This window comes from Clavibacter sepedonicus (assembly GCF_000069225.1).
GTDB lineage: Bacteria > Actinomycetota > Actinomycetes > Actinomycetales > Microbacteriaceae > Clavibacter > Clavibacter sepedonicus.
In genome coordinates this window covers 1,922,867-1,948,958 of sequence record NC_010407.1, presented here as the reverse complement: position 1 = coordinate 1,948,958, position 26,092 = coordinate 1,922,867, and the positions used below count along the sequence as shown (strand labels likewise).

The 26,092-nt window shown below is 73.3% G+C and carries 24 protein-coding genes and 1 pseudogene; 19 read left to right on the top strand and 6 right to left on the bottom strand.

The window, feature by feature from the left end; translation table 11 throughout:
- Nucleotides 1–90 precede the first annotated feature (90 nt).
- Nucleotides 91–2,925: a translation initiation factor IF-2 gene (infB, locus tag CMS_RS09145; RefSeq protein WP_012299187.1), complete on the top strand. Its 2,835-nt coding sequence runs from the start codon at nucleotides 91–93 to the stop codon at nucleotides 2,923–2,925.
- Nucleotides 2,926–3,256: 331 nt separating this feature from the next.
- The gene (gene rbfA / locus CMS_RS09140) at nucleotides 3,257–3,769 is read left to right on the top strand and encodes a 30S ribosome-binding factor RbfA (protein ID WP_012299186.1); all 513 of its coding nucleotides are present in this window, start codon (nucleotides 3,257–3,259) and stop codon (nucleotides 3,767–3,769) included.
- A 45-nt stretch (nucleotides 3,770–3,814) separates the two neighbouring features.
- Here the strand turns inward: rbfA and CMS_RS09135 are convergent, their stop codons facing one another.
- Nucleotides 3,815–4,693 carry an HhH-GPD family protein gene (locus CMS_RS09135; protein ID WP_041464572.1) on the bottom strand — a complete coding sequence of 293 codons (879 nt, stop codon included), beginning with the start codon at nucleotides 4,691–4,693 and terminating at the stop codon, nucleotides 3,815–3,817.
- Between the two features lie 38 nt (nucleotides 4,694–4,731).
- Here CMS_RS09135 and CMS_RS09130 point away from each other — a divergent pair, with 38 nt between their 5' ends.
- Nucleotides 4,732–5,298: a nucleoside/nucleotide kinase family protein gene (locus tag CMS_RS09130; protein WP_012299184.1), complete on the top strand. Its 567-nt coding sequence runs from the start codon at nucleotides 4,732–4,734 to the stop codon at nucleotides 5,296–5,298.
- A 58-nt stretch (nucleotides 5,299–5,356) separates the two neighbouring features.
- On the opposite strand, the gene CMS_RS09125 is transcribed toward CMS_RS09130, so the two are convergent.
- Nucleotides 5,357–6,352 (bottom strand): ketopantoate reductase family protein, encoded by a 996-nt coding sequence (locus tag CMS_RS09125; RefSeq protein ID WP_012299183.1) that lies wholly within the window; start codon nucleotides 6,350–6,352, stop codon nucleotides 5,357–5,359.
- An 86-nt stretch (nucleotides 6,353–6,438) separates the two neighbouring features.
- Here CMS_RS09125 and truB point away from each other — a divergent pair, with 86 nt between their 5' ends.
- The 6 genes and pseudogenes from truB to CMS_RS09095 all read left to right on the top strand — a co-directional run bounded on the left by truB (nucleotide 6,439) and on the right by CMS_RS09095 (nucleotide 10,596).
- A complete protein-coding gene (truB, locus tag CMS_RS09120) occupies nucleotides 6,439–7,398 on the top strand; it encodes a tRNA pseudouridine(55) synthase TruB (protein ID WP_012299182.1) in 960 nt (319 codons plus the stop codon).
- Nucleotides 7,395–7,763 carry a hypothetical protein gene (locus CMS_RS09115; protein ID WP_012299181.1) on the top strand — a complete coding sequence of 123 codons (369 nt, stop codon included), beginning with the start codon at nucleotides 7,395–7,397 and terminating at the stop codon, nucleotides 7,761–7,763. Before truB ends, CMS_RS09115 begins: the two co-directional genes overlap by 4 nt.
- Before the next feature lie 38 nt (nucleotides 7,764–7,801).
- Nucleotides 7,802–8,263, top strand: coding sequence for a hypothetical protein (locus CMS_RS09110; RefSeq protein WP_012299180.1), 462 nt, complete (start codon nucleotides 7,802–7,804; stop codon nucleotides 8,261–8,263).
- Nucleotides 8,264–8,265: 2 nt separating this feature from the next.
- Nucleotides 8,266–9,198 carry a bifunctional riboflavin kinase/FAD synthetase gene (locus tag CMS_RS09105; RefSeq protein WP_012299179.1) on the top strand — a complete coding sequence of 311 codons (933 nt, stop codon included), beginning with the start codon at nucleotides 8,266–8,268 and terminating at the stop codon, nucleotides 9,196–9,198.
- A gap of 67 nt (nucleotides 9,199–9,265) precedes the next feature.
- Complete coding sequence (locus CMS_RS09100; protein ID WP_041464571.1) at nucleotides 9,266–9,802, top strand: VOC family protein; 537 nt, start codon at nucleotides 9,266–9,268, stop codon at nucleotides 9,800–9,802.
- Nucleotides 9,783–10,596, top strand: a pseudogene (locus CMS_RS09095) (MerR family transcriptional regulator). The gene CMS_RS09100 and the pseudogene CMS_RS09095 overlap by 20 nt, the downstream one beginning before the upstream one ends.
- A gap of 30 nt (nucleotides 10,597–10,626) precedes the next feature.
- Here CMS_RS09095 and CMS_RS09090 read toward each other — a convergent pair.
- Nucleotides 10,627–11,328: a maleylpyruvate isomerase family mycothiol-dependent enzyme gene (locus CMS_RS09090; protein ID WP_012299177.1), complete on the bottom strand. Its 702-nt coding sequence runs from the start codon at nucleotides 11,326–11,328 to the stop codon at nucleotides 10,627–10,629.
- 37 nt (nucleotides 11,329–11,365) lie between these two features.
- Between CMS_RS09090 and CMS_RS09085 the strand changes: the two genes are divergently transcribed.
- Entirely contained in the window at nucleotides 11,366–12,628 is a 1,263-nt protein-coding gene (locus tag CMS_RS09085) for an MFS transporter (RefSeq protein WP_223842616.1), read from the top strand.
- Between the two features lie 18 nt (nucleotides 12,629–12,646).
- Here CMS_RS09085 and CMS_RS09080 read toward each other — a convergent pair whose 3' ends face one another.
- The gene (locus tag CMS_RS09080) at nucleotides 12,647–13,585 is read right to left on the bottom strand and encodes an ROK family protein (protein ID WP_041464570.1); all 939 of its coding nucleotides are present in this window, start codon (nucleotides 13,583–13,585) and stop codon (nucleotides 12,647–12,649) included.
- A gap of 181 nt (nucleotides 13,586–13,766) precedes the next feature.
- On the opposite strand from CMS_RS09080, the gene CMS_RS09075 reads away from it, so the two are divergent.
- The 4 genes from CMS_RS09075 (at nucleotide 13,767) to CMS_RS09060 (ending at nucleotide 17,287) form a co-directional block, all read left to right on the top strand.
- A complete protein-coding gene (locus CMS_RS09075; RefSeq protein ID WP_012299174.1) occupies nucleotides 13,767–14,528 on the top strand; it encodes an SRPBCC family protein in 762 nt (253 codons plus the stop codon).
- Between the two features lie 74 nt (nucleotides 14,529–14,602).
- Nucleotides 14,603–16,129 (top strand): SDR family oxidoreductase, encoded by a 1,527-nt coding sequence (locus CMS_RS09070; protein WP_041464569.1) that lies wholly within the window; start codon nucleotides 14,603–14,605, stop codon nucleotides 16,127–16,129.
- Nucleotides 16,126–16,575 carry a hypothetical protein gene (locus CMS_RS09065; RefSeq protein WP_012299172.1) on the top strand — a complete coding sequence of 150 codons (450 nt, stop codon included), beginning with the start codon at nucleotides 16,126–16,128 and terminating at the stop codon, nucleotides 16,573–16,575. Before CMS_RS09070 ends, CMS_RS09065 begins: the two co-directional genes overlap by 4 nt.
- Nucleotides 16,576–16,642: 67 nt before the next feature.
- Nucleotides 16,643–17,287: a GDSL-type esterase/lipase family protein gene (locus tag CMS_RS09060; protein WP_223842615.1), complete on the top strand. Its 645-nt coding sequence runs from the start codon at nucleotides 16,643–16,645 to the stop codon at nucleotides 17,285–17,287.
- Here the strand turns inward: CMS_RS09060 and CMS_RS09055 are convergent.
- Nucleotides 17,284–18,189 carry a TetR/AcrR family transcriptional regulator gene (locus CMS_RS09055; protein ID WP_012299170.1) on the bottom strand — a complete coding sequence of 302 codons (906 nt, stop codon included), beginning with the start codon at nucleotides 18,187–18,189 and terminating at the stop codon, nucleotides 17,284–17,286. The genes CMS_RS09060 and CMS_RS09055 overlap by 4 nt on opposite strands.
- 224 nt (nucleotides 18,190–18,413) lie before the next feature.
- Here CMS_RS09055 and CMS_RS09050 point away from each other — a divergent pair, with 224 nt between their 5' ends.
- The 5 genes from CMS_RS09050 (at nucleotide 18,414) to ndk (ending at nucleotide 25,383) form a co-directional block, all read left to right on the top strand.
- Nucleotides 18,414–19,361 carry an IS481 family transposase gene (locus CMS_RS09050; RefSeq protein ID WP_012299169.1) on the top strand — a complete coding sequence of 316 codons (948 nt, stop codon included), beginning with the start codon at nucleotides 18,414–18,416 and terminating at the stop codon, nucleotides 19,359–19,361.
- A gap of 216 nt (nucleotides 19,362–19,577) precedes the next feature.
- Nucleotides 19,578–22,883, top strand: coding sequence for an isoleucine--tRNA ligase (gene ileS, locus CMS_RS09045; protein WP_012299168.1), 3,306 nt, complete (start codon nucleotides 19,578–19,580; stop codon nucleotides 22,881–22,883).
- A complete protein-coding gene (locus CMS_RS09040; RefSeq protein ID WP_012299167.1) occupies nucleotides 22,880–24,454 on the top strand; it encodes a bifunctional folylpolyglutamate synthase/dihydrofolate synthase in 1,575 nt (524 codons plus the stop codon). Before ileS ends, CMS_RS09040 begins: the two co-directional genes overlap by 4 nt.
- Complete coding sequence (locus tag CMS_RS09035; protein ID WP_012299166.1) at nucleotides 24,451–24,954, top strand: DUF4233 domain-containing protein; 504 nt, start codon at nucleotides 24,451–24,453, stop codon at nucleotides 24,952–24,954. Before CMS_RS09040 ends, CMS_RS09035 begins: the two co-directional genes overlap by 4 nt.
- 9 nt (nucleotides 24,955–24,963) lie before the next feature.
- Nucleotides 24,964–25,383 carry a nucleoside-diphosphate kinase gene (gene ndk, locus CMS_RS09030; RefSeq protein WP_012299165.1) on the top strand — a complete coding sequence of 140 codons (420 nt, stop codon included), beginning with the start codon at nucleotides 24,964–24,966 and terminating at the stop codon, nucleotides 25,381–25,383.
- A 62-nt stretch (nucleotides 25,384–25,445) separates the two neighbouring features.
- Here the strand turns inward: ndk and CMS_RS09025 are convergent, their stop codons facing one another.
- Nucleotides 25,446–26,054, bottom strand: a complete 609-nt coding sequence (locus CMS_RS09025) for a vitamin K epoxide reductase family protein (RefSeq protein WP_012299164.1) — start codon at nucleotides 26,052–26,054, stop codon at nucleotides 25,446–25,448.
- Nucleotides 26,055–26,092 lie beyond the last annotated feature (38 nt).

Sequence of the window (26,092 nt, the reverse complement as noted above, 5' to 3'; positions counted from 1 at the left end):
CATGGACAACTAATGAGCGGCTCGAAATGAGACCCGTCCAGCACTAGCGGTCCCCTCCTGCCTGGGAGAGGACCCCCAGACAGGAGAACAGTGGCTAAACCACGCGTACACGAGATCGCCGCCGAGATCGGCGTCGACAGCAAGACCGCACTCGCCAAGCTCAAGGAGATGGGCGAGTTCGTCAAGGGACCGTCGTCGAGCATCGAGCCCCCCGTGGCCCGCAAGCTCAAGGCCGCCCTCGAGGCCGCCGGCGTCACCGGACAGGCGGCGGCTCCCGCCGCCGCGGCATCGTCCGCCCCGCGGCCCGGGGCCCGTTCGTCGGCCCCGAAGCCCGGCGGCCGCCCCACCCCCGGCCCGCAGCCCACGGCTGCTCCCGAGGTCGAGGCGCCCGAGGCGTCCGACGTGCCGGTCCCGGCGAAGCCGCTGACCGTCGCCGAGCGCCAGGCGCAGGCCGAGGCGAGCCGCAAGGCCGCCGCGGAGGAGAAGGCGCAGGCCGAGAAGTCGGCCGCGTCCGCCACCCCCGAGGCCCCGGCCGTCGAGACCCCGAGCGCCCCGCGCCCGGACGCCGGCAGCACCCCCGCGCCCTCCAACGGCATCCCGCGTCCCGGGATCCCGCGTCCGGCGGCCCCGCGCCCCGGCAACAACCCCTTCGCGAGCAACCAGGGCATGGGCACCAAGCCCCGCCCGGGCAACAACCCGTTCGCGAGCAACCAGGGCATGGGCCAGCGTCCCGCCGCGGGAGCCGCAGGCCCCCGTCCGGCCGCTCCCCGTCCCGGATCCCCCCGCCCCGGCGCCCCGCGTCCCGGCGGCGTCGGCCAGGGCGCGCGCCCGGCCGGCTTCGGCCAGCGTCCCGCGGGTGCGGGTCGTCCCGGCGGCGCACCCGGCGGAGCGGGACGCCCCGGCGCCCCCGCCGCGGGTGGCTTCCAGCGTCCGGCCGGCGGCTTCGCCGGTCGTCCCGGTGGTGGCGGCCGTGGTCGCGGCCCCGGTGGCGGCACCGCCGGTGCCTTCGGGCGCGGCGGCGGCAAGAGCAAGTCGCGCAAGTCGAAGCGGACGAAGAGGGCCGAATTCGAGCTGCGCGAGGCCCCGTCGCTGGGTGGCGTCAGCGTCCCCCGCGGCGACGGCAACACGGTCGTCCGCCTGCGTCGCGGCGCGTCCATCTCGGACTTCGCCGACAAGATCGACGCGAGCCCCGGCAACCTGGTGACCGTGCTGTTCCACCTCGGTGAGATGGCCACGGCGACCGAGTCCCTCGACGAGGCCACCTTTGAGGTGCTCGGCACCGAGCTCGGCTACAAGATCCAGGTCGTCTCCCCGGAGGACGAGGACCGCGAGCTGCTCGAGGGCTTCGACATCGACCTCGACCAGGAGCTCGAGGACGAGGACGACGACGTGCTGGAGATCCGGCCGCCCGTCGTCACCGTCATGGGCCACGTCGACCACGGAAAGACGCGCCTGCTCGACGCCATCCGCAACGCCAACGTCATCGAGGGCGAAGCGGGCGGCATCACGCAGCACATCGGCGCGTACCAGGTCTGGGCGCCGCACGAGGGCTACGAGCGCGCCATCACCTTCATCGACACCCCGGGTCACGAGGCGTTCACCGCCATGCGAACCCGTGGTGCGCAGGTCACCGACATCGCGATCCTCGTGGTCGCGGCCGACGACGGCATCATGCCGCAGACGGTGGAGGCCCTGAACCATGCCCAGGCGGCGAACGTGCCGATCGTGGTCGCGGTCAACAAGGTCGACAAGGAGGGGGCCAACCCCGCCAAGGTGCGCCAGCAGCTCACCGAGTACGGCCTGGTCGCCGAGGAGTACGGCGGAGACGTCATGTTCGTCGACGTGTCGGCGCTCACCGGCAAGGGCGTGGAGGACCTCCTCGAGGCCGTCCTGCTCACCGCCGACGCCGGGCTCGACCTGCGCAGCAACCCGAACAAGGACGCGCGCGGCGTGGCCATCGAGGCGCGCCTCGACAAGGGCCGCGGTGCGGTCGCGACCGTCCTCATCCAGTCGGGCACGCTCCGCGTGGGCGACGCCATCGTGGCGGGCACGGCCTACGGCCGCGTCCGGGCGATGATGGACGAGAACGGCGACGCGGTCCACGAGGCCTACCCCTCGCGACCCGTCCAGGTCCAGGGCCTCTCATCGGTCCCCGGCGCGGGCGACACCTTCCTCGTCACCGAGGAGGACCGCACCGCCCGTCAGATCGCCGAGAAGCGCGAGGCCGTCGAGCGCAACGCCCAGCTGGCCAAGGCCCGCAAGCGCATCAGCCTCGAGGACTTCACGCGTGCGCTGGAGGAGGGCAAGGTCGAGTCGCTCAACCTCATCATCAAGGGCGACGTGTCCGGTGCCGTCGAGGCGCTGGAGGAGTCGCTCATGAAGATCGAGGTGGACGACTCCGTGCAGCTGCGGATCATCCACCGCGGCGTCGGAGCGGTCACCGAGAGCGACGTCAACCTGGCGACGATCGACAACGCGATCATCATCGGGTTCAACGTCCGCCCCGACCCGAAGGCCCGCGCCCGCGCGGCCCGAGAGGGTGTCGACATCCGCTTTTACAGCGTCATCTACTCGGCGCTCGAGGAGATCGAGTCGAGCCTCACGGGCATGCTCAAGCCCGAGTTCGAGGAGGTGCAGTCCGGCGTCGCCGAGATCCGCGAGGTGTTCCGCTCCTCCAAGTTCGGCAACATCGCGGGTGTCATCGTGCGCTCGGGCACCATCACCAGGAACGCCAAGGCGCGGGTCATCCGCGACGGCGTGGTGGTGGGCGACAGCCTGGCCATCGAGTCGCTCCGCCGGTTCAAGGACGACGTGTCCGAGGTCCGCACGGACTTCGAGGCCGGAATCGGGCTCGGCAAGTTCAACGACATCCAGATCGGCGACGAGATCGAGACGATCGAGATGAAGGAGAAGCCGCGGGGCTGACCCCGGCCGATCCGGGCCCCGTTCCCCTCCTGGGGAGCGGGGCCCTCCCCGTCCCGCCACCCGCGGGACACCAGCATGACCCGGGCGCTCACGTCCGGCAGTACCCGCCACCAGCGGGGCACCAGCATGACCCGGGCGCTCACGTCCGGCAGTACCCGCCACCAGCGGGGCACCAGCATGACCCGGGCGCTCACGTCCGGCAGTACCGCGACCAGCGGGACACCAGCATGACCCGGGCGCTCGCGTCCGGCAGTACCCGCGACCAGCGGGACACCAGCACTCCAGCCGGACGAGCACGCCCGGCGAGCAGCGTCACGGAAGGACGTCGACCATGGTCGATCATGCGAGGGCCAGGAAGATGGCCGACCGCATCAAGGAGATCGTCGCGCGCAAGCTCGACCGGGGGATCAAGGACCCGCGTCTCGGATTCGTGACCGTCACCGACGTGCGCGTCACGGGCGACCTGCAGCACGCCAGCATCTTCTACACGGTCTACGGCACCGACGAGGAGCGCGCCGACACGGCCGCCGCCCTCAAGTCCGCCACGGGCATGCTGCGCAGCGAGGTCGGCAAGAACATCACCGCGCGCCTCACGCCGTCGCTCGAGTTCATCCTCGACGGCGTGCCCGAGAACGCGGCCGCGATCGACGCCCTCCTCGAGGAGGCGCGCCGCCGCGACGCGGACGTGCAGGCCCAGGCGAAGGCCGGCGTCTACGCGGGCGACGAGGACCCGTACGTCAAGCCCCGCGTGATCGGGGAGGACGAGGACGACGACGATGAGGAGGGCGACGAGGACGGCGACGACGTCGACCGCTCGGCGCCCGGGTACGAGCCCGCGCACTGATCCACCGCGTCGGGCGGCTCGCCTCCGCGTGCCGGCCGCCGCGCGTCAGCTCGGCAGGGCGTACGTGCCGTCGGGCTGGCGCACCGCGAGCCCGTCGGCGATCAGCCCGCCGAGCGCGCGCCCCCGCTGCACCGGCTCCGGCCACGCCGTGGCGAGGTCGGCCGCGCTCACGGGGGAGTGGCTCGACCGCAGCTCGGCGAGCAGGAGGCCGCGCACCTGGCGGTCGGATCCCTCGTACCTCTTCTGCGTCACGCGCGCCGACCCGTCGTACGCCGGGTAGCCGGCGGCCCGCCACGCGCACAGGTCGCGGATCGGGCAGTCGTCGCAGCGCGGCGCGCGGGCCGTGCAGACCACCGCGCCCAGCTCCATGGCGCCCGCGTTGAAGACGCGCGCCTCGGCCACGTCGTCGGGCAGCTGCGCCTCCATGGCGGCGAGGTCGACGGTCGTGCGCGCGGGCCCGGGATCGCCCTGCCCGGCGACCGCGCGTGCGAGCACCCGCCGCACGTTGACGTCGACGACGGGGTGGCGGTGGCCGAAGGCGAGCGCCGCGACCGCGCGCGCCGTGTACGGGCCGATGCCGGGGAGGTCGAGCAGGGCGTCCACGTCCTCCGGGACCTCGCCGCCGTGCCGCTCGACGATCGCGACCGCGCACGCGTGCAGGTTGAGCGCGCGCCGCGGGTAGCCGAGGCGGCCCCACGCGCGGACGGCCTCGCTCGCGGGGGTGGAGGCGAGCGCCGCGGGCACGGGCCAGCGCGCCAGCCACTCCTCCAGCCGTGGGATCACCCGGACCACGGGCGTCTGCTGCAGCATGAACTCGCTGACGAGGATGCCCCAGGATCCGAACCCCTCGCGCCGCCAGGGGAGGTCGCGCGCGTTCTCCCGGAACCACGCGTTCACGTCTCGGGCGAGGGCGGTCTCCGGCATCCGGCCAGCGTACGAGATGATGAGCCTAGGCTCGGCCCATGTCCCTGTACCGCGCCTCCCGCGCCGAGGTCCTCTCCTCGCTCGCTGACGAGTTCCTGCACAACTACGGGCGGGGGCGCGCGTTCCTCGCCGTCGACGGCGGGCCGCTCGCGGATCCCGTCGCCTTCGCCCGCGACCTCGCCGACGTCCTGCGCGCGGACGGGCACGGGGCGTACGTCGCCGCGGCCGCCGACTCCGCGCCCGACGGCGGCGCTCCGGACGCCGCCGCCCTCCGCGACAGGCTCGTGCGGCCGTTCCGCCGTGCGGGCACGCCGTTCGCGCTGCGGCCCGACGGCGATGCCGTGACGGACGCCCCCGACGACGCGGTGCTGATCGTGGCGGGCGACGCCCTGCAGACGGCGGAGCTGCGCGGCCTGTGGAACGCCGTCGTCTACCTGCTGCTGCCCGACGAGCCGCTCGCGACCTCCGGCGGCGACGCGGGATCCGCCGCGCAGGAGGCCCACGCCCGCTACATCCGCGCGGTGAACCCGCGACGCGCGGCGACCATGATCGTCGACGTCACCCACCCCGACCTCCCGCGCCGCGTCTTCGCCGACAGCTGCTGAGGCCCGACGGCGTCCGGCAACCCGTCCGGCAACCCGTCCGCCTCGGCTCGCCGGCGGATCAGCGCGGGATGAGCCGCGCGAGCTCTGCGGGGGAGACGTGCCGTCCGCTGGCCTCCAGGCCGTGCACGAGCTGCGCGAGCGCGGCGTTGACGGGGGCGTCCACCCCGGCACCGGGCGCGAGGGCCGACACCGCGCCGTTGAGGTGATCCACCTCGGTCGGGCGGTTGCGGCGGATGCTCTGCAGCGTCGACCCGGGATTCGGCACCTGGCCCATGTTCCGGGCGAGCGACACCGGCAGGCGCTCGGCGAGGGGGAGCGGCGCCGACGCGAACAACCGGAGCCTGCGGTGGGTGAGGCCGCCGAGCCGGCCGAACGTCACGCCGCGCGCGAGGCCCGTCCGCACGGTCTCCTGCATGGCGCGCGCGACGATGCGCCGGAGCACGGGCTCGGCGATGACCGCCTGCACGCTGAGGCCGGTGATCGCCGGCACCGCGTTGATCCCGTTGATGACGAGCTTGGTCCACTGGGCCCCGAGGAAGTCGTCCGCGACCGTGACGGGGACGACGGGATCGAGCACATCGCGAACGAGGGCGATGCCGGCGCCGGCAGGACCGTCCGCGGAGCCAATCTGCATGCCCGCCGCCGACGTGACCGTGACGAGCCCGGGCTCCGTGAGCGACGCCGCCGCGAGCGCGAGCCCGCCGACGACCTGCGAGCGAGGGAGACACTCGACGCCCATGGTGATCGCGGCGAGGCCGTTCTGCACGACCAGCACGGGGATCCCGCGGAGCCAGCCCGCGTTCTCCGTCATGGCGTCGCGGGCGTCGGCGATCTTGGTGGCGACGATCGCGAGCTCGGGCGGGCGTCCCAGCCGCTCCGCCGCCGCGACGCGCGCGACGTGGTCGCCGTAGCCGCCGACGAGGTGCAGGCCGCGGTCCTGGATCACCCGGAGGTGCGGGCCGCGGGCCGTGACGTCGACCTCATGGCCGGCCCGTTCGAGGAGCGCCGCGATGGTGCCGCCGACCGCGCCCGCCCCCAAGACACCGATCCGCACGCGTCCTCCTCCGACCCCACCGATCCTAGGCCGGACGTCTCCGAGGGAGCCGGGCGGGGGCCCGGGCACGGCATGATGGTCAGGCCATGGAAACCCCGACCCCCCGTGCCGCTCCGTCCACCGCGAGCGGCCTGCTCCTCATCGACAAGCGCGGGGAGTGGACGAGCCACGACCTCGTCGCCCGCACGCGCCGCCTCGCCGGCACCCGCAAGGTCGGGCACGCGGGCACGCTCGACCCGATGGCGACCGGCCTCATGATCCTCGGCGTCAACAGCTCCACGCGCCTGCTCACCTACCTCGTCGGCCTCGACAAGGAGTACCTGGCGACCATCCGCCTCGGCCGCGCCACCACCACCGACGACCGGGAGGGCGAGGTCGTCTCGCGCGCCGAGCCCGGCCGCATCCGCGACCTCGCCGTCGCCGACGTGGAGCGCGCCATCGCGGACCTCCGCGGCACCATCTCGCAGGTGCCGAGCGCAGTCAGCGCCATCAAGGTCGACGGCAAGCGCGCGTACGCCCGCGTCCGCGCCGGCGAGGAGGTCGAGCTCGCCGCGCGCGAGGTCACGGTGTCCGCGTTCGACGTGCTGCGCTTCGACGCGGTGGAGGCGGAGGAGGGCGAGGAGGACGGCGCGCAGCTCGACCTCTCCGTGCGGATCACCTGCTCCTCCGGCACCTACGTGCGCGCCCTCGCGCGGGACCTCGGCCGCGCGCTCGGCGTCGGCGGCCACCTCACGGCGCTCCGCCGCACGCGCGTCGGCCCCTTCCACGTGGACGACGCCGTCGCGATCGACGACATGGTGGTCGCCGACCGGCTGATCCCGCCGGCGGACGCCGCCGCGCGCCTCTTCGACGTGCTCCACCTCACCGACCAGGAGGCCGTCGACCTCGGGCACGGCAAGAAGCTCACGACGCCCGACGAGGCGCCCACGGAGGATCCGCTCGCAGCGGTCGCGCCCGACGGCCGGCTCGTGGGGCTGGTCGGCTTCCGCGGCCGCACGGGCACGTCCATCGTCAACTTCCCGGCGGACGAGGCGGGCGCGTCGTGATCGGCTGGTTCACGGTCGCGCAGATCGCCGTCGCGGTGGTCGCGGGCGTGCTGTGCCTCGTGCTCGGCGCCGTGGGACGCAAGCCCAGCGACCTGTCGATGGGCCCGACCGCGCTCGTCGAGGTGCTCCTCGTGGGCCAGCTCGTGGTCGCGATCGTCGCGCCCGCGGTCGACAACCCGCCCTCCGGCAGCCTCATCGAGTACTACGCGTACCTGCTGAGCGGGCTGCTGATCCCGCCGCTCGCCATGTTCTGGGCGCTCGTGGAGCGCACGCGCTGGAGCACCGTGATCCTCGGGGCCTCGTGCCTCGCCATCGCGATCATGGTCTACCGGATGGACGTCATCTGGAACGTGCAGTCCGCGTGACCGCCCTCTCCCTCGGGTAGGGGATAATCGCAGGTGCCATGACTGACTCCCGTACCTCGCGCATGACCGGTCTCGGACGGGTCCTGGTCTTCTTCTACGGGCTGCTGGCCCTCGCCGCGACGGGCCGCTCGGTCACCCAGATCCTCACCAAGTACGACGAGGCCCCCGTCGCGTACACGCTCTCCGCGCTCGCCGCCGTGGTCTACATCGTCGCGACCGTCGCGCTCGTCGCCCCGGCGCGCACCCCGGAGGCCGCGCGGCGCTGGTACCGGATCGCCTTCGCCACCATCGCGTTCGAGCTCGTCGGCGTGCTCGTCGTCGGCACGCTCAGCCTCATCGACGCCCAGCTCTTCCCGCACGACAGCGTGTGGTCGGGCTACGGCTACGGCTACGGGGTCATCCCGCTCGTGCTGCCGGTGCTCGGCCTGCTGTGGCTGCGCCGCGGCGGCCGATCCCGCGTGAGCGCCGTCGACGAGCGCCCCGTGCGCGGGGACCGCTGACCGTGCTCGTCGTCCACGACCCGGCCGACGTGCCGGGCGGCTTCGGGCCGAGCGCCGTCACCATCGGCAAGTTCGACGGCGTGCACGCGGGGCACCGCGCGGTGATCCGGCGACTCCTCGGCATCGCGGAGGAGGAGGGCCTGTCCTCGGCCGTCGTCACGTTCGACCGGCACCCCGCCGCGCTCCTCGCGCCCGCCGCGCGGCCGCAGAGCCTCGTCAGCAACCGGCAGAAGATCGAGCTGCTCGCCGAGCTCGGCGTCGACGCGACCCTCATGCTCCCCTTCGACGAGCGTCTCCAGCGGCTGAGCCCGGAGGAGTTCGTCCGCACGGTGCTGGTCGACGCCCTCCGCGCCCGCGTCGTGCTCGTGGGCGAGGACTTTCGCTTCGGCGCGCAGGGCGCGGGCGACGCCGCCACGCTCACGCGCCTCGGCGAGGTGCACGGCTTCCGCACGGTCGTCGTCGGCGACGTCATGCCCGACGGCAGCCGCAAGGTCTCCTCCACGTGGATCCGCGACCTCATGGACCGCGGCGACGTCGAGGCCGCCGCCGAGCTGCTCGGCCGCGCGCCCGCCGTCCGAGGCGTCGTCGTGCACGGCGAGAAGCGCGGCCGCGAGCTCGGCTTCCCGACCGCGAACCTGTCTCCCGAGGCCGAGGGCCTCATCCCCGCCGACGGCGTCTACGCGGGCTGGCTCCGCGACGGCGACCGCACCTACCCGTCCGCCATCTCGGTCGGCACCAACCCGACCTTCGCGGGCGTCCGGCCGCGTGTTGTCGAGGCCTTCGTGCTCGACCAGACGCTTGACCTCTACGACCACGAGGTCGAGGTCGTGTTCGTCGCCCGGATCCGCGGCATGGTCGCCTACGAGGGCCGCGAGCCGCTCATCGCCCAGATGACCGACGACGTGGTGCGCACCCGGGCGCTGCTCGGGGCCTAGGTCGTGCCGGCCGCCACGCGGCTTCCCGGCTTGACCCTCACGCTGCGTGAGGCCCGATCGTGGGCGCATGACGTACTACGACGCCTTCGAGGTGAGCCCTGTTCCCGCTCCCGGACCCGACGCGGTCGCGCCTGAGCCGTTCCGGGGGATCTACGGGATGCCGTCCTTCGTGACGATCCCCACGACCGACCTGGCCGCCTCCGTCAACTTCTGGACCCGTGGCCTGGACTTCTTCGAGCTGTTCAGCGTGCCGACGCGGCTCGTCCATCTGCGCCGCTGGGCCTTCCAGGACGTGCTGCTGATCCCGACCACGTCGGCGCCGGCGCAGGTGCCTGCGCTGAGCGTCAGCTTCGCGTGCGTGCTGGACCAGATCCACGCGATCGCGGATGCCTGCCGGGCGCTGGACCCGAGCGCGGTCGGCGAGCCGCGGGACACGCCATGGGGCACGCGGGATGTCGAGGTGATCACGCCGGAGAGGGCGCGGGTCGTCCTCACCGCCGCGAAGCCCTTCGATCCGGCCAGCGAGGCGGCCCGGAACCTGGAGGCGATCGGCATCACCGCACGCGGCCCCGGCGTCGTGGAGGATGGTGGCCGTGCCCGATGACCGCGATGCCGCGGACCTGACCGTCGGTCAGGCCGCTGCCCTCCTCGACCTGACGGTCCGGACGCTGCACCACTGGGACGAGATCGACCTCGCGAGCCCGTCCTCCCGATCGGCTGCCGGATACCGGCTCTACGCGGCGAGCGACCTCGACCGGCTGCGCCGCATCGTCGTCTACCGCGAGCTGGGGCTGGAGCTGGACGAGATCCGACGCGTCATCGACGACCCGGGCACCCCGACCGTCGCCGCGCTCCGGGACCAGCGGACGCAGGTCGTCGAGCGGATCCGCCATCTGGAGTCGCTGCGCGATGGCCTCGATCGGATGGTCGACGCGCACGAGCACGGTCTGCTCCTCAGCGCCGAGGAGCAGACCGCGACGTTCGGGCCGGGATGGAACCCGCGGTGGCCGGTCGAGGCGCGGCAGCGCTACGGCGACACCGCCGAGTGGCAGCAGTACGCCGAGCGCTCCGCCTCACTCACCGCGGCGGACTGGAAGGACGTCGCCGACGCGGCGTCGGCGTTCGACCGGAGCATCGCCGAGGCGCTGGACGCGGGCATCGAGCCGGGCAGTCCCGCCGCGGACGCGCTCGTCGACCGGCACCGTGCCGTGTTCTCGGCGTACTTCCCGATTCACACGCGAGATGCAGGTCGTCCTCGGCCGCATGTACGAGGCCGATCCCGCCTTCGCCGCGCACTACGACGGGGTGCGCACCGGACTCGCCGCCTGGCTGCGGCGCAGCATCGACGCCAGCGCGCGTGCCCACGGCATCGACCCCGACACGGCGACCTGGCGGTAGTCCGCCGTCGTGTCGGGGGATCCCCGTCGTTCAGGCGGCGCCGTCGGCCCCGTCCTCCGGCAGCGCTGTGGCGTCGCCCTCGGGGCGGGGCGTGCGGCCGAAGAGGTACATGATCAGCGTGGATGCGGTCGCCTCGATCGCGGGACCGTGGCCGACGCTCCAGCCGGCGTCCGACGCGCGCAGCGTGCGCGCCCGGAGCACCCCGCGGATCTGCGCCGGTGCGATCGCCGCGCGCGCCACCGCGACGGCGCCGGTCGAGCGGGGGTCGAGCGTCAGGTCGGCCTTCAGCGCGTGCGCGATGTCGTACGCGTGCACGACCACCTCGAGCAGCTCGGGGAGGCGCTTGCGGCCCTTCCCCGCGCGCTTGTGGGCGGCGATGGCGCGGATCCGGGCGAGGATCTCCTCGGGGGAGCGGGCCGCCTCGTCGGCGCTGAGGTCGTCCATCACGTGCATGGGGTTGAGGTGCGGGCGGCGGCGCATCGAGCCCACGGCCGTGCGCACCATGGCGGCGTTGCTCGCGCCGACGCGCCAGACGATGTGGCCGGCGACGTCGCGCACTGTCCAGCCCTCGCACATGCTCGCGGCCTCCCAGCCGGCGGCGTCGAGGGACGCGAGGAGGTCGGCGGTGCGGTCGAGCACGTCGGCGATCTCGTCGCTCCAGACCCCGGTGACCTTCGCCTCGGGCTCGGACGCGCGCTGGCTGAGGGGCAGGTGCCGGGAGATCTCGCTCATGGCCGAGAGCCTATTCCGGCCGCCGTAGAATCTGGTGGTGACGACGACTCCCGCAGCTCCCCGTGCGGGCGCGCTCCTCGCCCTGGTCGGCATCGTGCTGGTCGCCCTGAACCTCCGCACCGCCGTCGCCGTCTTCTCGCCGATCGTGGACGAGATCGGCCGCGACGTGCCGCTCGACAGCGTCTCCATCGGCGTGCTCGGCGCGCTGCCGCCGGTCTGCTTCGCGCTGTTCGGCCTGCTCGCGCCCGCGATCTCCCGCCGGCTCGGCCTCGAGCTCACCGTCGTGGTGGGGCTCGTCGCGATGGTGGTCGGGCACCTGCTGCGCGCCGGATCCGACACCGTGGTCGTCTTCGGCCTCGGCACGATCCTGTCGCTCGCGGGCATGGGCCTCGGCAACGTGCTCCTGCCGCCGCTCGTGAAGAAGTACTTCCCCGGGCGGATCGGGCCGCTCACGTCGCTCACGACCGTGATGATGTCGATCAGCACGGGCGTGCCCTCGCTCGTCGCCGCGCCCCTGGCCGACGGCGCGGGCTGGCGCGTGGCGATCGGCGCGTGGGCCGCCGTCGCGGTCGTCGCGCTCGTGCCGTGGGTCGCGCTCCTCGTCCAGCACCGCCGCGACACCCGACGCGAGCGCGCGGCAGCGGCCGCGCTCGACCAGGTGGACGAGGTGCCCGCCGCCATCACGGGCCGCGTGTTCCGCTCGCCGGTCGCGTGGGCGCTCGTCGGGATCCAGGCCGCCTCGTCGTTCAACGCCTACGCGATGTTCGCGTGGCTGCCCGCGCTCCTGCAGGACACCGCGGGGCAGCCGCCCGTCGCGTCCGGCGCGCTGCTCGCCGTGTTCGGGTTCATGGGGCTGCCGGCGGCGATCATCATGCCGATCCTCGCGGCGCGCATGCGGAACGTCGGAATCCTCATCCAGGTCGGCGTGCTCTTCTTCGTCGTCGGCTACGTCGGGCTGCTGGTCGCACCCGCCGCCGCTCCGCTGCTCTGGGTGGCCGCCGCCGGATCCGGCCCGCTGCTGTTCCCGCTGGTCTTCGTGCTGATCAACCTGCGCACCCGCACGCACGGGGGAGTGGTCGCCCTCAGCGGCTTCGTGCAGGGCATCGGCTACTCGGTCGGCGCGATCGGCCCGCTCATGTTCGGCGTGCTGCACGAGATCACCGACAGCTGGACCGCGCCGCTGCTGATGCTGTTCGCGATGGTCGCGGTGGCGTCGGCCTCCGGCTTCTACCTCGCGAAGCCCCGCATGCTCGAGGACACGTGGGACCGGGCACCCCGCGAGGCCGTGCGCGAGCGCTGACGCGCTCCGGCGGCGAGCTCAGAAGCTCGGGACCATCTCCCGGCGGTGCACGAGCGCGCCCGCGCCGATGATCGGCCCGTCCGCCGAGAGGCCGGAGGGCACGACGCGCGTCTTGGTCACGAAGCCGAACTGCTGGCGGAGGGCGATGGGCTCGCGGATCATGTCGAAGAGGTCGGGCGTGACGCGGCTGAAGCCGCCGCCGATCGCGACGACGTCGAGGTCGACGAGCGAGCTGGCCGACGCGATGGCGCGGCCGATTGCGAGGCCCGCGCGCCGTACCGCAGCCACGGCCGTCTCGTCGCCGTCGCGGTAGGAGGCCGCGAGGTCCTCGCCGGTGGATCCCGTCCACCCCTGCGCGCGCGCCCACGCGACGCTCTTCGGTCCCGACGCGATCGCCTCCACGCAGCCCTGCCCGCCGCAGGTGCACGGGTCGTCGAACCCGGCGACCTCGACGTGGCCGATGTGGCCGGCGTTGCCCGTGGATCCCGCGGCGGTGCGGCCGCCCAGCACGAGCCCGCCGCCGATGCCCGTGGAGACGATCATGCCCATCATGTGGTCGTGGCCCCGGCCGGCGCCGACCCAGTGCTCGGCGAGCGTGATCGCGAGGCCGTCCATCTGCAGGGTGGTGGGCACGCCGGGCGTGAGCTCGGCGACGCGGTCGCGCAGCGGGTAGTCGCGCCACGCGGGCACGTTGAGCGGCGAGACGAGGCCGTGCGGCACGTCGACGGGGCCGGCTGCCGCGAGGCCCGTGCCGACGAGCTCCGCGTCGTCGGGCAGGGCGGCGAGCGCCTGCCGGGCCACCCCGAGGACGGCGTCGAGCAGCTCGTCGGCGGATCGCTCCGGCCCCGTCGGCCCGCGGAAGCGGCTGCCCTCGAGCACGCGGCCCGCATCGTCCACGAGCGCGGACTCGACCTTGGTGCCGCCGAAGTCGATGGCGAGCGCGAGCGTGCGAGGCATCTTCGTCCTGTCCCGGTCCCGGATCCGCCCGTCGACCGGCGTCCAGGATACGGGCGGTGGGCGGGCCGTCCGCGGGACGCGCGGCCCGCCGTCCGTGGTCCGCGTCGCCTCGACGCAGATCACCGTGTCACCTGTGTGGAATTCACTGACCCGACCGGCGGTCGGCATCTAGGCTCGGCACGTGGATCCCGATCACACCCCTGGACGACCCCCGCGCGAGGCATCCGACCCGCGCGCCGACGACGTCCCGCCCTCCCGCCGCGGGGGCGCCCCCGCCCTCGAGCACACCGATGCCGCCGAGGCGCGCCGCGCCTCCCGCGAGCTCGACGAGGGCATGCCGGCCTCCGTCGGCCTCGAGGACGAGCACGCCGACATCCGCACGCGCTTCCCCGCCCTGCCCGGCGCCTTCCTCGCGGAGGCCCGGGAGTCCACCGTCTTCCTCCCGTACGAGTTCGTCTTCCGTCGGCTCATCGACCTGCCTCCGCTCATCGTCTGGGACGCGGTCTCCGACGCCGACATGCTCTCCGGCTGGCTCGCCGAGGCGTCCATGGACGCGGCGGACGGCGGTGAGTTCTGGTTCGAGTGGATGACGGTGCCCGACCGCGGCTTCGCCTCCGCATCCGGCGGCGTCATCACGCGCTTCGAGGAGGGGCGGGCGATCGACTTCACCTTCCTGCACGAGGACGAGGTCTCAGCCCGCTTCCTCCTCCGCCTGCATGAGGTGCCCGGCGGCCCGCGCGACCGGCAGACGGAGATCGTCGTCACCGTCTCCGGGTTCATCCCCACGGGCGTCGCCACCATGCTCAAAGCCAGCTGGCGCCTGCACCTCGACCTGCTCGAGGACCTGGTCCACGGCAGCCCGGTGGACTGGGCGACGTGCGAGGTCGAGCACGGTGCCACCTGGCGCCGGTACCTGGCCGAGCTCGAGTCCGCCGAGGGCTGATCCCGCAGGCGGCGTCCACCGCTCGTCCCGGCTGCTGGGAGCCGCTTGCCAGGCTGATTGCCTAGCGTGAGGGAATGACTTCGCCGAGCGCCGCCTCCCGTCTCGCCCTCGTGACCGGAGCGACGGGCTACATCGGCGGTCGGCTCGTGCCCCGCCTGCTCGACGCCGGATTCCGGGTGCGCGTGCTCGTGCGCGATCCCCGCCGCCTCACCGACGTCCCCTGGCGCGACGACGTGGAGGTGGTGCAGGGCGACCTGTCGGATGCCGCCACCCTCGTGCCCGCGGTCGACGGCGTCGACGTCCTCTACTACCTCGTGCACGGCATGGGGTCGAAGGGCGACTTCGCCTCGTCCGAGCGCGCATCCGCCGAGCACGTCGCCACCGCGGCGAAGGCCGCGGGCGTGGGCCGCATCGTCTACCTGGGCGGGCTGCACCCCGACACCCCGGAGCTCTCGAAGCACCTCGCGAGCCGCAAGGCCGTGGGCGACGTGCTGCTCGCGAGCGGCGTGCCGACCATCGCGCTGCAGGCGGGCGTGGTCATCGGATCCGGCTCTACGTCGTTCGAGATGATCCGCCACCTCACCGAGGTCCTGCCCTTCATGCCCGCGCCCGGGTGGGTGCGCAACTTCATCCAGCCCATCGCGATCCGCGACGTGCTGTACTACCTCGTCGCCGCGGCCGACCTGCCGGACGGCCTCAACCGCACCTTCGACATCGGCGGGCCCGACGTGCTCCGCTACGGGCAGATGATGAACGGCTACGCGGTCGAGGCCGGCCTGCCGCAGCGGCCCATCGCCTCCATCCCGGTCTTCGCCCCGCGCCTCGCCGCGCACTGGGTCAACGTCGTCACGCCCATCCCGAGGTCGCTCGCGGTGCCGATCATCGAGTCGCTGCAGTACGACTGCGTGATGGGCGAGCACGACATCTCGAGCTACATCCCGGATCCCGAGGGCGGCCTCACCGGCTACCGCCGCTCCGTGCGCCTCGCCCTCGGCCGGATGCGCGACGGCGTCGTCGAGACCAGCTGGAAGGACTCGGCCGTGGTCGGCGCGCCCAGCGACCTGCTGCCGAGCGACCCCGACTGGTCGGGCCACACCGTGTACCTCGACCTCAAGGAGCGCTCGACCGACGCGGCGCCCGAGGACCTCTGGGCCGTGATCGAGTCGATCGGCGGAGAGAACGGCTGGTACTCGCTGCCGGTCGCATGGGCCGCCCGCGGCTGGATGGACAAGCTCGCCGGCGGCGTGGGCCTGCGTCGCGGCCGACGCAGCGCGACGACCCTGCAGACGGGCGACGCGTTGGACTTCTGGCGTGTCGAGAACATCGAGCGCGGATCCTCGCTGCGGCTGCGCGCCGAGATGAAGGTGCCCGGCGAGGCATGGCTCGAGCTGAGCTCCACGCCCCGCGAGGGCGGCGGCAGCGACTACCGGCAGCGCGCGATCTTCTTCCCCTCCGGGCTCGCCGGCCGCCTGTACTGGTTCTCGATCCTGCCCTTCCACGGCGTGATCTTCACGTCGATGGCCACCCGGATCACCGCGAAGGCGCTCGCCGCGACGAAGCGCCGCGAGGCCGAGCGCGCTCTCGAGGGGGCCGCGCGGTGAGCCGGCGGATCGGGGCCCCGCGCATCGGCCTGATCCTCCTGACCCTCGTGGGCATCGCCCTCGCGTCGGCCGGCCTCGCGACCGCGGTGACGATGAGCGTGTCGGCGCCCGTGCAGGCGCGGGCCGACCTCGCGATCATCTCGGGTGACGGGTCCGCGGCCGGCCGGACGCCGTCGGCGAAGGGCACGCCCGACCCGGCGGCCTCCGAGGCGTGGAAGCCCGTGCCGGTGGACGCGGCCGACGACCGCGGCGTCACCGACCTCACCGACTGCGCCGCGTCGCGCGTCACCATCGACGTGCTCGGCATCCCGCTCAACCCCGGGCAGGCGGGCGCCCTCGTGGCGACGATCCTGTCCCTCCCGCTCCTCATCGCCGTCGCCGTGCTCGTCCTGTCCCCGCGCCAGCGCCGGAGGTGGCGACGCGTGGCGCGCCGGCAGCGCGGCTGAGGTCGGCCCGGATCCGGTGACTTCCGCGGGCGCGGGGACCATGATGGGCACGACGAGAGGCGGATCCATGGCACCGCGCGAACGCACGACCGTCCTCCTGGGCGACAGCCTGACGGGGGACGGCGGCTGGGGCGGCATCGTCCCCGGGCCCGACGGCGACGCGGACGGGGCGCGGATCGTGGACCTCGGCCGGCCAGGCCAGCGGACCGACGACGTGCTCGGGCTCCTGCCGGAGGCCGTGGCCGCCGATCCCTCGACGGTCGTGGTGTCCTGCGGCACGCACGACCTGGGATCCGCGCGGCGCGGTCCCGAGGAGACGGTCCGCGGGCTGGAGACGATCCTCGCGCACCTGCGACGCGACCTGCCCGCGGCCCGGATCGTCGTGCTCTCGGTGCCGCCACGCCAGCGTGAGCACGCCGAGCGGATCCGCGTCGTCAACGTCCACACCCGCCAGTACGCGCGCGCCGTCCGCGCCGAGCACGTGGACCTGTGGCCCGCCCTCGGCTTCGGCGACGGCGAGCTCGCTCCCACCCTCACGGACGACCGACTGCACCTGAACGACGACGGGGCCGCGGCGGTCCGCGCGGTGCTCGCACCCGTGCTCGCCGCGCGGGACGACGAGCACGACGACGACCACGACGACGACGGTTCCGCCGACGCCGACGCCGACGCTGGCGCCGACGCGGACGCGGGGGGTCCGGCCCGCTCCTAGCGGTCCGACGCGTCCGGTCCGGGGGAGCGCAGCGAGCCGACACTCGCGAGGATCACGCCGAGCTTGCGTCGCCACCAGTCGCGCGGCGTCGCGGCTGATCCCGTCGACACCTCGCCCGCGAACCGCGCGGTGACGCGGTCCACCGTGCCCAGCGCGTCGCGCTGGGCTCGCTCCTCGCGCGCGTGCATCGCGTCCGGTGCGCCCGCGGAGTGCGCGGGGCCGCCGCGCCGCGACGCACGGGACGCCGCCTCCGGATCCGCGTCGGCATCGGCCGCCTGGTCGGCGGCGATCCCGTCGGCGGCGAGGCTGAGCAGCCCGCGACCCCTGGCGGCCGGCAGCAGCGCGTCCGCGAGGGGCGCGGACGACGCGGGCGGGTCCGCGGCGGCGCCTCCTGCGGCGAGCACGCGCTCCCACCCCACGTAAGACTCGACCGCGATGTCGAGCACGAGGTCGAGCACCAGCACCGCATCCGCCTCGGCGAACCCCATCCGGGAGAGGTCGCGGATCGACCCGGTGAAGCGCAGGACGGCCTGGTCGGGGGCCGTGTCGAGGTGGCGGATCGCGCTCGCGAGGCCCGGGTGCCGGTCGTACATGTCCCAGACGCTCTCGACGGCCTGCTCGAGGTAGGTGCGCCACGAGGTGTCGTCCGGCGCGGTGAGCACGGCGGCGGGGGAGTCGGGGACCTCCGGCCACTCCATCCGCGCGATGGCGGTGTCGCAGGCGAGGAGGACGATGTCGTCGTGGTTGGCGACGTGACGGTACAGCGTCGAGTGGTCGACGCCGAGGCGATGGGCGAGGGAGGTGAGGGTGAGGGTGCTGAGGCCGACCTCGAGGGCCGCCTCCGCGATCAGCCTCCGCGAGACGCGCGCGGGCCTCCCGACCCGACCGGCTCGCCGCTCCATGCGCCCGATCCTATCGGGACGGCGCCAGGGGTTTGGGCGCAAAGGATCCCGCGACGGGGAGCGCGGAGGACGCGACGCGACCGGTGCTCGCGGCTCCGTCGGACGGGGCCCGCAGCCGCCGCGGCTAGCTGTAGTTCCTCGGGAGGTTGTGAACGCGTGAGCGGATAGCGAAGACCTCCGGGACGATGTGAGTTACCAAGCACACGTCATCACCGGAGGTCTTCGTGACTCACGCTAACGCCCCGTTCACTCCCGCGGGCAGGCTTCGGCTTGCCCGGTTGATCATCGAGGACGGGTGGCCGGTCCGGCGTGCGGCGGAGAGGTTCCAGTGCTCGCCGGCGACGGCGTCGAGATGGGCTCGCCGGTATCGGGCCGGGTTGCCGATGACGGACCGGTCATCCCGTCCGCACCGTCAGCCCGGGCGCACGAGTCGGCGTCGGGAGCGGCGGATCGTCGCGCTGAGATTCACTCGCCGGTGGGGCCCGCACCGCATCAGCTACCACCTGCGTATCCCCCGTTCCACGGTCGAGCGGGTCCTCCGTCGCTACCGGATGCCGTTGCTCACGCACCTGGATTCCGCGACGGGACTCCCCGTCCGACGCTCGCCCGCGCGACGTTACGAGCACTCCTCGCCGGGAGATCTGGTCCACGTCGACATCAAGAAGCTCGGCCGTATCCCGGACGGCGGCGGGCACCGAGTCCTCGGCCGACAGGCCGGCCGGAAGAACAACCCCCGGACCGGACGGGGGTACGCGTTCCTGCACCACGCCGTGGATGACCACTCCCGACTGGCGTACTCCGAGATCCTCACCGACGAGCGCAAGGAGACCGCTGCCGCGTTCTGGGCCCGCGCGAACGCGTTCTTCACCGCCGCGGGCATCACCGTGATCCGTGTCCTGACGGACAACGGCTCCTGCTACCGCTCCCACGCCTTCACCGAGGCGCTCGGCACCATCGCCCACACACGCACCCGCCCGTACCGGCCCCAGACGAACGGGAAGGTCGAGCGCTTCAACCGCACCCTCGCCACCGAGTGGGCCTACCGGCAACCCTTCACCAGCAACCAACACCGGGCCGACGCGCTTGACCCCTTCATCGAGCACTACAACACTGAACGAATCCACTCAAGCCACGGGCTCACGCCCGCGGCCCGAGTGTCACCAACGTCATGACCCAGTACAGCTAGGATCGACGGCACAGGCGCCGATCCGGCCATCACCGGGGAGCCTTCGGAAGAAAGCCCGGGACGACCGGGCGAGTAGAACCGAACGGGTCGGGCCCGTCATCGCCTTCAGGAGAGTGGTCGCGCATCGCGCGGCAAGCGGGGTGGTACCGCGCTCGGGGATCCGGGCGTCCTCGCGGAGATCCCCATCGCCGCAGGAGATGCCATGACCTACCCCCGTCCCGTCCCTGACGACCCGAGCGCCCCCGACCAGGTCGCCGCGAGCCCGCGCTTCCCGGACGTCGAGAAGGGCATCCTCGCGTTCTGGAAGCGCGATGACACGTTCCGCGCCTCCGTCGAGCGCCGCGAGGGGTGCGACGAGTGGGTCTTCTACGACGGCCCGCCCTTCGCCAACGGCCTGCCGCACTACGGGCACCTGCTGACCGGCTACGCGAAGGACGCCTTCCCGCGCTTCCAGACCATGCGCGGCAAGCAGGTCCACCGCCGCTTCGGCTGGGACACGCACGGCCTCCCCGCCGAGCTCGAGGCGATGCGCCAGCTCGGGATCACCGAGAAGAGCGAGATCGAGGAGATGGGCGTCGAGGAGTTCAACGCCGTCGCCCGCCGCTCGGTGCTCGAGTACACGGGCGAGTGGGAGGACTACGTCACCCGCTCCGCCCGCTGGGTCGACTTCGAGGACGACTACAAGACGCTCGACCTCGACTTCATGGAGTCGGTCATCTGGGCGTTCAAGCAGCTGCACACGAAGGGCCTCGCCTACGAGGGCTTCCGCGTGCTGCCCTACTGCTGGCACGACCAGACCCCCCTGAGCAACCACGAGCTGCGGATGGACGACGACGTCTACCGCATGCGCCAGGACCAGTCCGTCACGGTCACGTTCCCCCTCGTCGGCGCCAAGGCGGAGTCGCTCGGCCTCACCGCCGTGCGCGCGCTCGCCTGGACGACCACGCCCTGGACCCTCCCGACGAACATGGCGCTCGCGGTCGGGCCCGACATCGTCTACGCCGTCGTCCCCGCCGGCCCCGCGGGCGCGCCCGACTCCGAGGCGCCCGACGCGCTGCCCCGCGAGTCGTCGGTGCGGCTCGCGGCCGAGGTGCTCGGATCCGAGTACCTCATCGCCCAGGACCTGGTGGGGAACTACGCCAAGGACCTCGGCTACGCGTCCGCGGAGGATGCCCGCGCCGCCGTCTCCCGCACCGTGCTCGGCCGCGAGCTCGAGGGCGTCGCGTACGACCGGCTCTGGGACTTCTACGCCGACACCGAGGTCTTCGGCACCGAGAACGCGTGGCAGGTGCTCGTCGCCGACTACGTCACGACCACCGACGGCACCGGCATCGTCCACCAGGCACCGGCCTACGGCGAGGAGGACCAGCAGGTCTGCGCCGCCGCCGGGATCCCCGTGATCTTGTCGCTCGACGAGGGCGGCCGCTTCGTCGACAGCGTCCCCGAGGTCGCGGGCGAGCTGTGGTCGGACGCCGGCAGGACCCTCACGCGCATGCTCAAGGCGCAGGGCCGCCTGATCCGCCAGGCCAGCTACGAGCACTCCTACCCGCACTGCTGGCGCTGCAAGAACCCGCTCATCTACAAGGCGGTCTCCAGCTGGTTCGTGCGCGTCACCGACTTCCGCGACGACATGGTGCGCCTCAACCAGGACATCGAGTGGACGCCGGAGAACGTCAAGGACGGCCAGTTCGGCAAGTGGATCGGCAACGCCCGCGACTGGTCCATCTCGCGCAACCGGTTCTGGGGCAGCCCCATCCCCGTGTGGAAGAGCGACGACCCCGCGTACCCGCGCATCGACGTGTACGGCAGCCTCGACGAGCTCGAGGCGGACTTCGGCGTGCGGCCGACCGACCTGCACCGCCCGTTCATCGACGGGCTCACGCGCCCGAACCCCGACGACCCGACCGGTCGCTCCACCATGCGCCGCATCGAGGACGTGCTCGACGTCTGGTTCGACTCGGGATCCATGCCCTTCGCGCAGGTGCACTACCCGTTCGAGAACCGCGAGTGGTTCGACGCGCACAGCCCGGCGGACTTCATCGTCGAGTACATCGGCCAGACCCGCGGCTGGTTCTACACGCTGCACGCGCTGTCGACCGCGCTGTTCGGGCGGCCGGCGTTCTCGAGCGTCGTCAGCCACGGCATCGTGCTCGGCAACGACGGCCAGAAGATGTCGAAGTCGCTCCGCAACTACCCGGACGTGAACGAGGTGTTCGACCGCGACGGATCCGACGCCATGCGCTGGTTCCTCCTCGCGAGCCCCGTGCTCCGCGGCGGCAACCTCGTCGTCACCGAGGAGGGGATCCGCGAGGGCGTCCGCCAGGTGCTGCTCCCGCTCTGGAGCACCTGGTACTTCTTCTCCCTCTACGCCAACTCCGCGCAGCCCGGCGGCTACGAGGCGCACCGCGACACGACGAGCGACGACGTGCTGGACCGCTACGTCCTGGCCCGCACCCGCCGCCTCGTCACCGAGGTCACGGAGCACATGACCGCCCTCGACTCGACGCTGGCCGCGGCCTCCCTCCGCGACTTCGCCGACGTGCTCACCAACTGGTACGTGCGCCGCAGCCGCGACCGCTTCTGGGCGGGTACGGAAGCCGGCGACACGCGCGCGTTCGACACCCTGTACACGGTCCTCGAGACCGTGACGCGCGTCGCCGCGCCGCTGCTGCCGCTCGTGTCCGAGCGGATCTGGAAGGACCTCACGGGCGGGCGCAGCGTCCACCTGGAGGACTGGCCCGAACCCGACGACCTGCCCGCGGACGACCGCCTCGTCGAGGTGATGGACCGGGTCCGTCAGGTCGCCTCGACCGCGCTCTCGCTCCGCAAGCAGTCCGGCCTCCGCGTGCGCCAGCCGCTCGCGCGCCTGACGGTCGTGAGCGACGACGCCGACGGCCTCGCGCGCTTCGAGGACATCCTGCGCGACGAGCTCAACGTCAAGGCCGTGGCCGTCGAGGAGCTGACGCCGACGAGCGCGGCGGACGCCGGCATCACGCGCCGCCTCACGGTGAACGCGCGCGTCGCCGGGCCCCGCCTCGGCAAGGGCGTGCAGCAGGTGATCCAGGCCGCCCGCGAGGGCGACTGGACGGAAGTCGACGGCGAGGTCGTCGCGGGCGGCACGCCGCTCGTGGCCGGCGAGTACGAGCTCGTGCTGGAGGTGGCCGGTGACCGCGCCGACCAGGCGCTCGCGCTCCTGCCGGGCGGCGGGTACCTGCTGCTCGACACCGCGCTCACGCCCGAGCTCGAGGCCGAGGGGCTCGCGCGCGACGTGGTGCGCAACGTCCAGGACGCGCGGAAGGGCGCGGGCCTCGACGTGAGCGACCGCATCTCCCTCGTGATCCGGCTGGACGCGGCGGGCGCGGAGCAGGCGGAGCGGTTCCGCGACCTCATCGCCCGTGAGACCCTGGCGGTGGCGCTGCGGATCGACGCGGACGCACCGGCGGATCCGGACCCCGGCATCACCGTCGGCGGCGGATCGCCCCTGTACATCGAGGTGGAACGAGCATGAGCGACCAGCAGGGCGGACGCCCCTTCGACGACGACCCGGACGACGTCCGGCGCGACGACGACTTCGAGCCCGAGACGGACGAGGGCGTCGACGCCGCGGCGCGCGCGCTCGATCCCGACGTCGACGGCCTGAGCGACGACCAGCTCTTCGCCGACGACGCGGCCGAGCTCCGCCGCGAGGCCGAGCAGTCGATCGTCGCCGGCCGCGAGGTCGACGACGAGAACTACTTCGAGCGCGAGGGCGACGCCGTGTACCAGGCGCTCCTCGCGCGGGTGGGGGAGCAGGCGCCGCAGCCGCGCCTGTCCGCGACCCGCCGCGTCGTGGAGCTGCTCGGCGACCCCCAGCGGGCCTACCCGATCGTCCACGTCACGGGCACCAACGGGAAGACGTCGACGAGCCGGATGACGGAGAGCATCCTGCGCGCGGCCGGCCTCCGCACGGGCCTCTTCACGAGCCCGCACCTCGTGCGCTTCAACGAGCGCATCGTCGTCGACGGCCTGCCGATCAGCGACGAGGCGCTCAGCCGCAACTGGGCCGACGTCGAGCCCTTCATCGACCTGGTCGACCGGGAGCTCGTCGCCGCGGGGGAGGAGCCCGTCACCTTCTTCGAGGCGCTCACGGTGCTCGCGTTCGCGTCCTTCGCCGACGCGCCCGTCGACGTCGCCGTGATCGAGGTCGGCATGGGCGGCGAGTGGGACAGCACCAACGTCGGCGACGGCCAGGTCGCGGTCTTCACGCCCGTGTCGCTCGACCACACGCAGCGGCTGGGATCCACCGTCGCGGAGATCGCGCGCACCAAGTCCGGCATCGTGAAGCCCGCCGCGGACGTCGTCTCGAGCGCCCAGCTGCCCGAGGTCGTGGCCGAGCTCACGCGCGCGGCCGAGCTCACCGAGTCGACGTGGTCGATCGAGGGCGAGCGGTTCCGCCTCCTCGACACCACCCTCGCGGTCGGCGGCCAGGTCATCAGCGTCCAGGGGCTCGCGGGCACGTACCGCGACGTGTTCCTGCCGATGTTCGGCGCGCACCAGGCGCAGAACGCCGCGGTCGCGATCGCCGCGGTCGAGTCGTTCCTCGGCGGCGGCGACCACGCCATCCACGACGACGTGCTCGCGGAGGGCCTCGCCACCGCGACGAGCCCGGGCCGCCTGCAGGTCGTCGGCACCGAGCCGACCGTGCTGGTCGACGCGGCGCACAACCCCGCCGGTGCCGCATCGCTCGCGGCCGCGCTGCCCGTCTACTTCACCTTCGACCGCGTGACCGCCGTCATCGGCGTGCTCGAGGGCAAGGACGCGGAGGGCATCGTGCGCGAGCTCGCGCCCGTGGTCGACCACTTCATCGTCACGCGCTCCACGTCCGAGCGCTCGGTGGATCCCGACGAGCTCGCCCGCGTCGTCGTCGGCGTCGTCGGCCGCGACCGCGTCACGGTCGAGCCCGACCTCCGCACCGCCCTCGAGGACGCGCGCGACTCCGCGGGCGAGACCGAGAAGGGCGCGGCGCTCGTCTCCGGCTCGATCCTCCTCGTCGGCGAGGCCATCGCGCACGCCGCCGACGAGGGCTGGAAGACCGCGTGAGCGCCGACGGCCGTCCGGCCCGCACGCGCCGACCGCGCCCGCCCCGCACGACGGTCGAGATCCTCGGGTCCATCGTCATGGGCTTCCAGGTCATCGTCGTGTTCCTGGCGAGCCTCGTCGCGTTCGGCCTCGCGGCGCTGCCCGCCATGCCGGCGCTCGGCGGCGGCGCGCTGCTCGTGCTCGCGATGCTCGCCGTGGTCGGCACGCTCCGTACGCCGCTCGGCATCCGCGCCGGCTGGGTCGTGCAGGTGCTGGTCGTCCTCACCGGCTTCGTGCTGCCCGCGATGTTCGCGGTCGGCGGGTTCTTCCTGCTGCTGTGGATCTACGCCATGGTGCAGGGGGCCCGCATCGACCGCGAGAAGGCAGCCGCGCGCGGCGCGTGGGAGCAGGCCATGCTCGACGAGCAGGCCGCCACGCAGCCCGACGCAGCGGACCGCCCCGGCGACGACCGCCCGACCGCCCACCGACCGACCACCGAGCCGCCGGCTCCCACCCCGTAGGAGGCACCCATGTCCGCTCCCGTCCAGGAGACCCTCGTCCTCGTCAAGCCCGACGGTGTCGCCCGCGGCCTCACCGGCGAGATCCTCCGCCGCATCGAGGCCAAGGGCTACCAGATCGTCGACCTCCGCATGGTGCAGGCCGAGCGCGCGCTGCTCGAGCAGCACTACGAGGAGCACCAGGGCAAGCCGTTCTACGAGCCGCTCGTCGAGTTCATGGAGTCGGGCCCGATCGTCGCGGTCCGCGTCGCTGGGAACCGCGCCATCGAGGGCTTCCGCTCGCTCGCCGGCACGACCGACCCGACGGGCGCCGCTCCCGGCACGATCCGCGGCGACCTCGGCCGCGACTGGGGCCTCGCGGTCACGCAGAACCTCGTGCACGGCAGCGACTCGCCCGAGTCCGCCGCGCGCGAGCTCGCCCTCTGGTTCTAGGGTCCGCACGACGAGAGGGGCCGACCGGATGACCGGTCGGCCCCTCTCGTCGTCCCGGCGGCTCAGCCGAGGAGCGTCGGGATGAGGGCAGGGAACGTGGAGACGATCGCGACCACGATGATCGCGTAGTCGAGCACCACGACCGCCCAGGTGTAGGGCGCCACGGCATCGGCGGCCCGGCGGATCCCGGCGGGCAGCGGCAGCAGCCCCGCGCGTGCGGTCGCCGACAGCGTGCCCCACCACAGCGGGATCATCGCGCTCCACACCAGGAGGCAGTAGGGGCAGAGCGCGCCGATGACGAAGACGCTCTGGGCGAAGAGCCACGTCACGAAGACCCAGCCCGCGAACGTCCCCAGCGCGAACAGGGTCCAGAACCAGCGCGCGAACCGGGCACCCGCGAACAGCGCCATGCCGATCACGATCGGCACCACGAACGCGGCCACGCCGATGAGCGGGTTGGGGAAGCCGAACAGCGAGCCCTGCGGCGACTCGATCACGGTGGCGCAGGAGATGAACGGGTTCACGTCGCAGGAGAGCGACGCGCCCGGGTTCTCGAGGAGGTGCAGCCGGTCGAGCACGAGGACGAACGCGCCGATCCAGCCGACGACGCCCGTGACGACGAGCAGGACGGCCAGCGAACGGGGGTGCGCGGGGGCCCGGGTGGCGGTCATGCGGCGATCATGGCAGACGGGGGAGCGCCGACCCTGAC

What these genes read in the sequence shown, in the direction of transcription:
- rbfA (WP_012299186.1), top strand. Translation starts at nt 3,257, where the DNA reads ATGGTCGATCATGCGAGGGCCAGGAAGATGGCCGACCGCATCAAGGAG.
- CMS_RS09135 (WP_041464572.1), bottom strand. Translation starts at nt 4,693, where the DNA reads ATGCCGGAGACCGCCCTCGCCCGAGACGTGAACGCGTGGTTCCGGGAG.
- CMS_RS09130 (WP_012299184.1), top strand. Translation starts at nt 4,732, where the DNA reads ATGTCCCTGTACCGCGCCTCCCGCGCCGAGGTCCTCTCCTCGCTCGCT.
- truB (WP_012299182.1), top strand. Translation starts at nt 6,439, where the DNA reads ATGGAAACCCCGACCCCCCGTGCCGCTCCGTCCACCGCGAGCGGCCTG.
- CMS_RS09110 (WP_012299180.1), top strand. Translation starts at nt 7,802, where the DNA reads ATGACTGACTCCCGTACCTCGCGCATGACCGGTCTCGGACGGGTCCTG.
- CMS_RS09100 (WP_041464571.1), top strand. Translation starts at nt 9,266, where the DNA reads ATGACGTACTACGACGCCTTCGAGGTGAGCCCTGTTCCCGCTCCCGGA.
- CMS_RS09090 (WP_012299177.1), bottom strand. Translation starts at nt 11,328, where the DNA reads ATGAGCGAGATCTCCCGGCACCTGCCCCTCAGCCAGCGCGCGTCCGAG.
- CMS_RS09080 (WP_041464570.1), bottom strand. Translation starts at nt 13,585, where the DNA reads ATGCCTCGCACGCTCGCGCTCGCCATCGACTTCGGCGGCACCAAGGTC.
- CMS_RS09070 (WP_041464569.1), top strand. Translation starts at nt 14,603, where the DNA reads ATGACTTCGCCGAGCGCCGCCTCCCGTCTCGCCCTCGTGACCGGAGCG.
- CMS_RS09060 (WP_223842615.1), top strand. Translation starts at nt 16,643, where the DNA reads ATGGCACCGCGCGAACGCACGACCGTCCTCCTGGGCGACAGCCTGACG.
- CMS_RS09055 (WP_012299170.1), bottom strand. Translation starts at nt 18,189, where the DNA reads ATGGAGCGGCGAGCCGGTCGGGTCGGGAGGCCCGCGCGCGTCTCGCGG.
- ileS (WP_012299168.1), top strand. Translation starts at nt 19,578, where the DNA reads ATGACCTACCCCCGTCCCGTCCCTGACGACCCGAGCGCCCCCGACCAG.
- CMS_RS09040 (WP_012299167.1), top strand. Translation starts at nt 22,880, where the DNA reads ATGAGCGACCAGCAGGGCGGACGCCCCTTCGACGACGACCCGGACGAC.
- ndk (WP_012299165.1), top strand. Translation starts at nt 24,964, where the DNA reads ATGTCCGCTCCCGTCCAGGAGACCCTCGTCCTCGTCAAGCCCGACGGT.
- CMS_RS09025 (WP_012299164.1), bottom strand. Translation starts at nt 26,054, where the DNA reads ATGACCGCCACCCGGGCCCCCGCGCACCCCCGTTCGCTGGCCGTCCTG.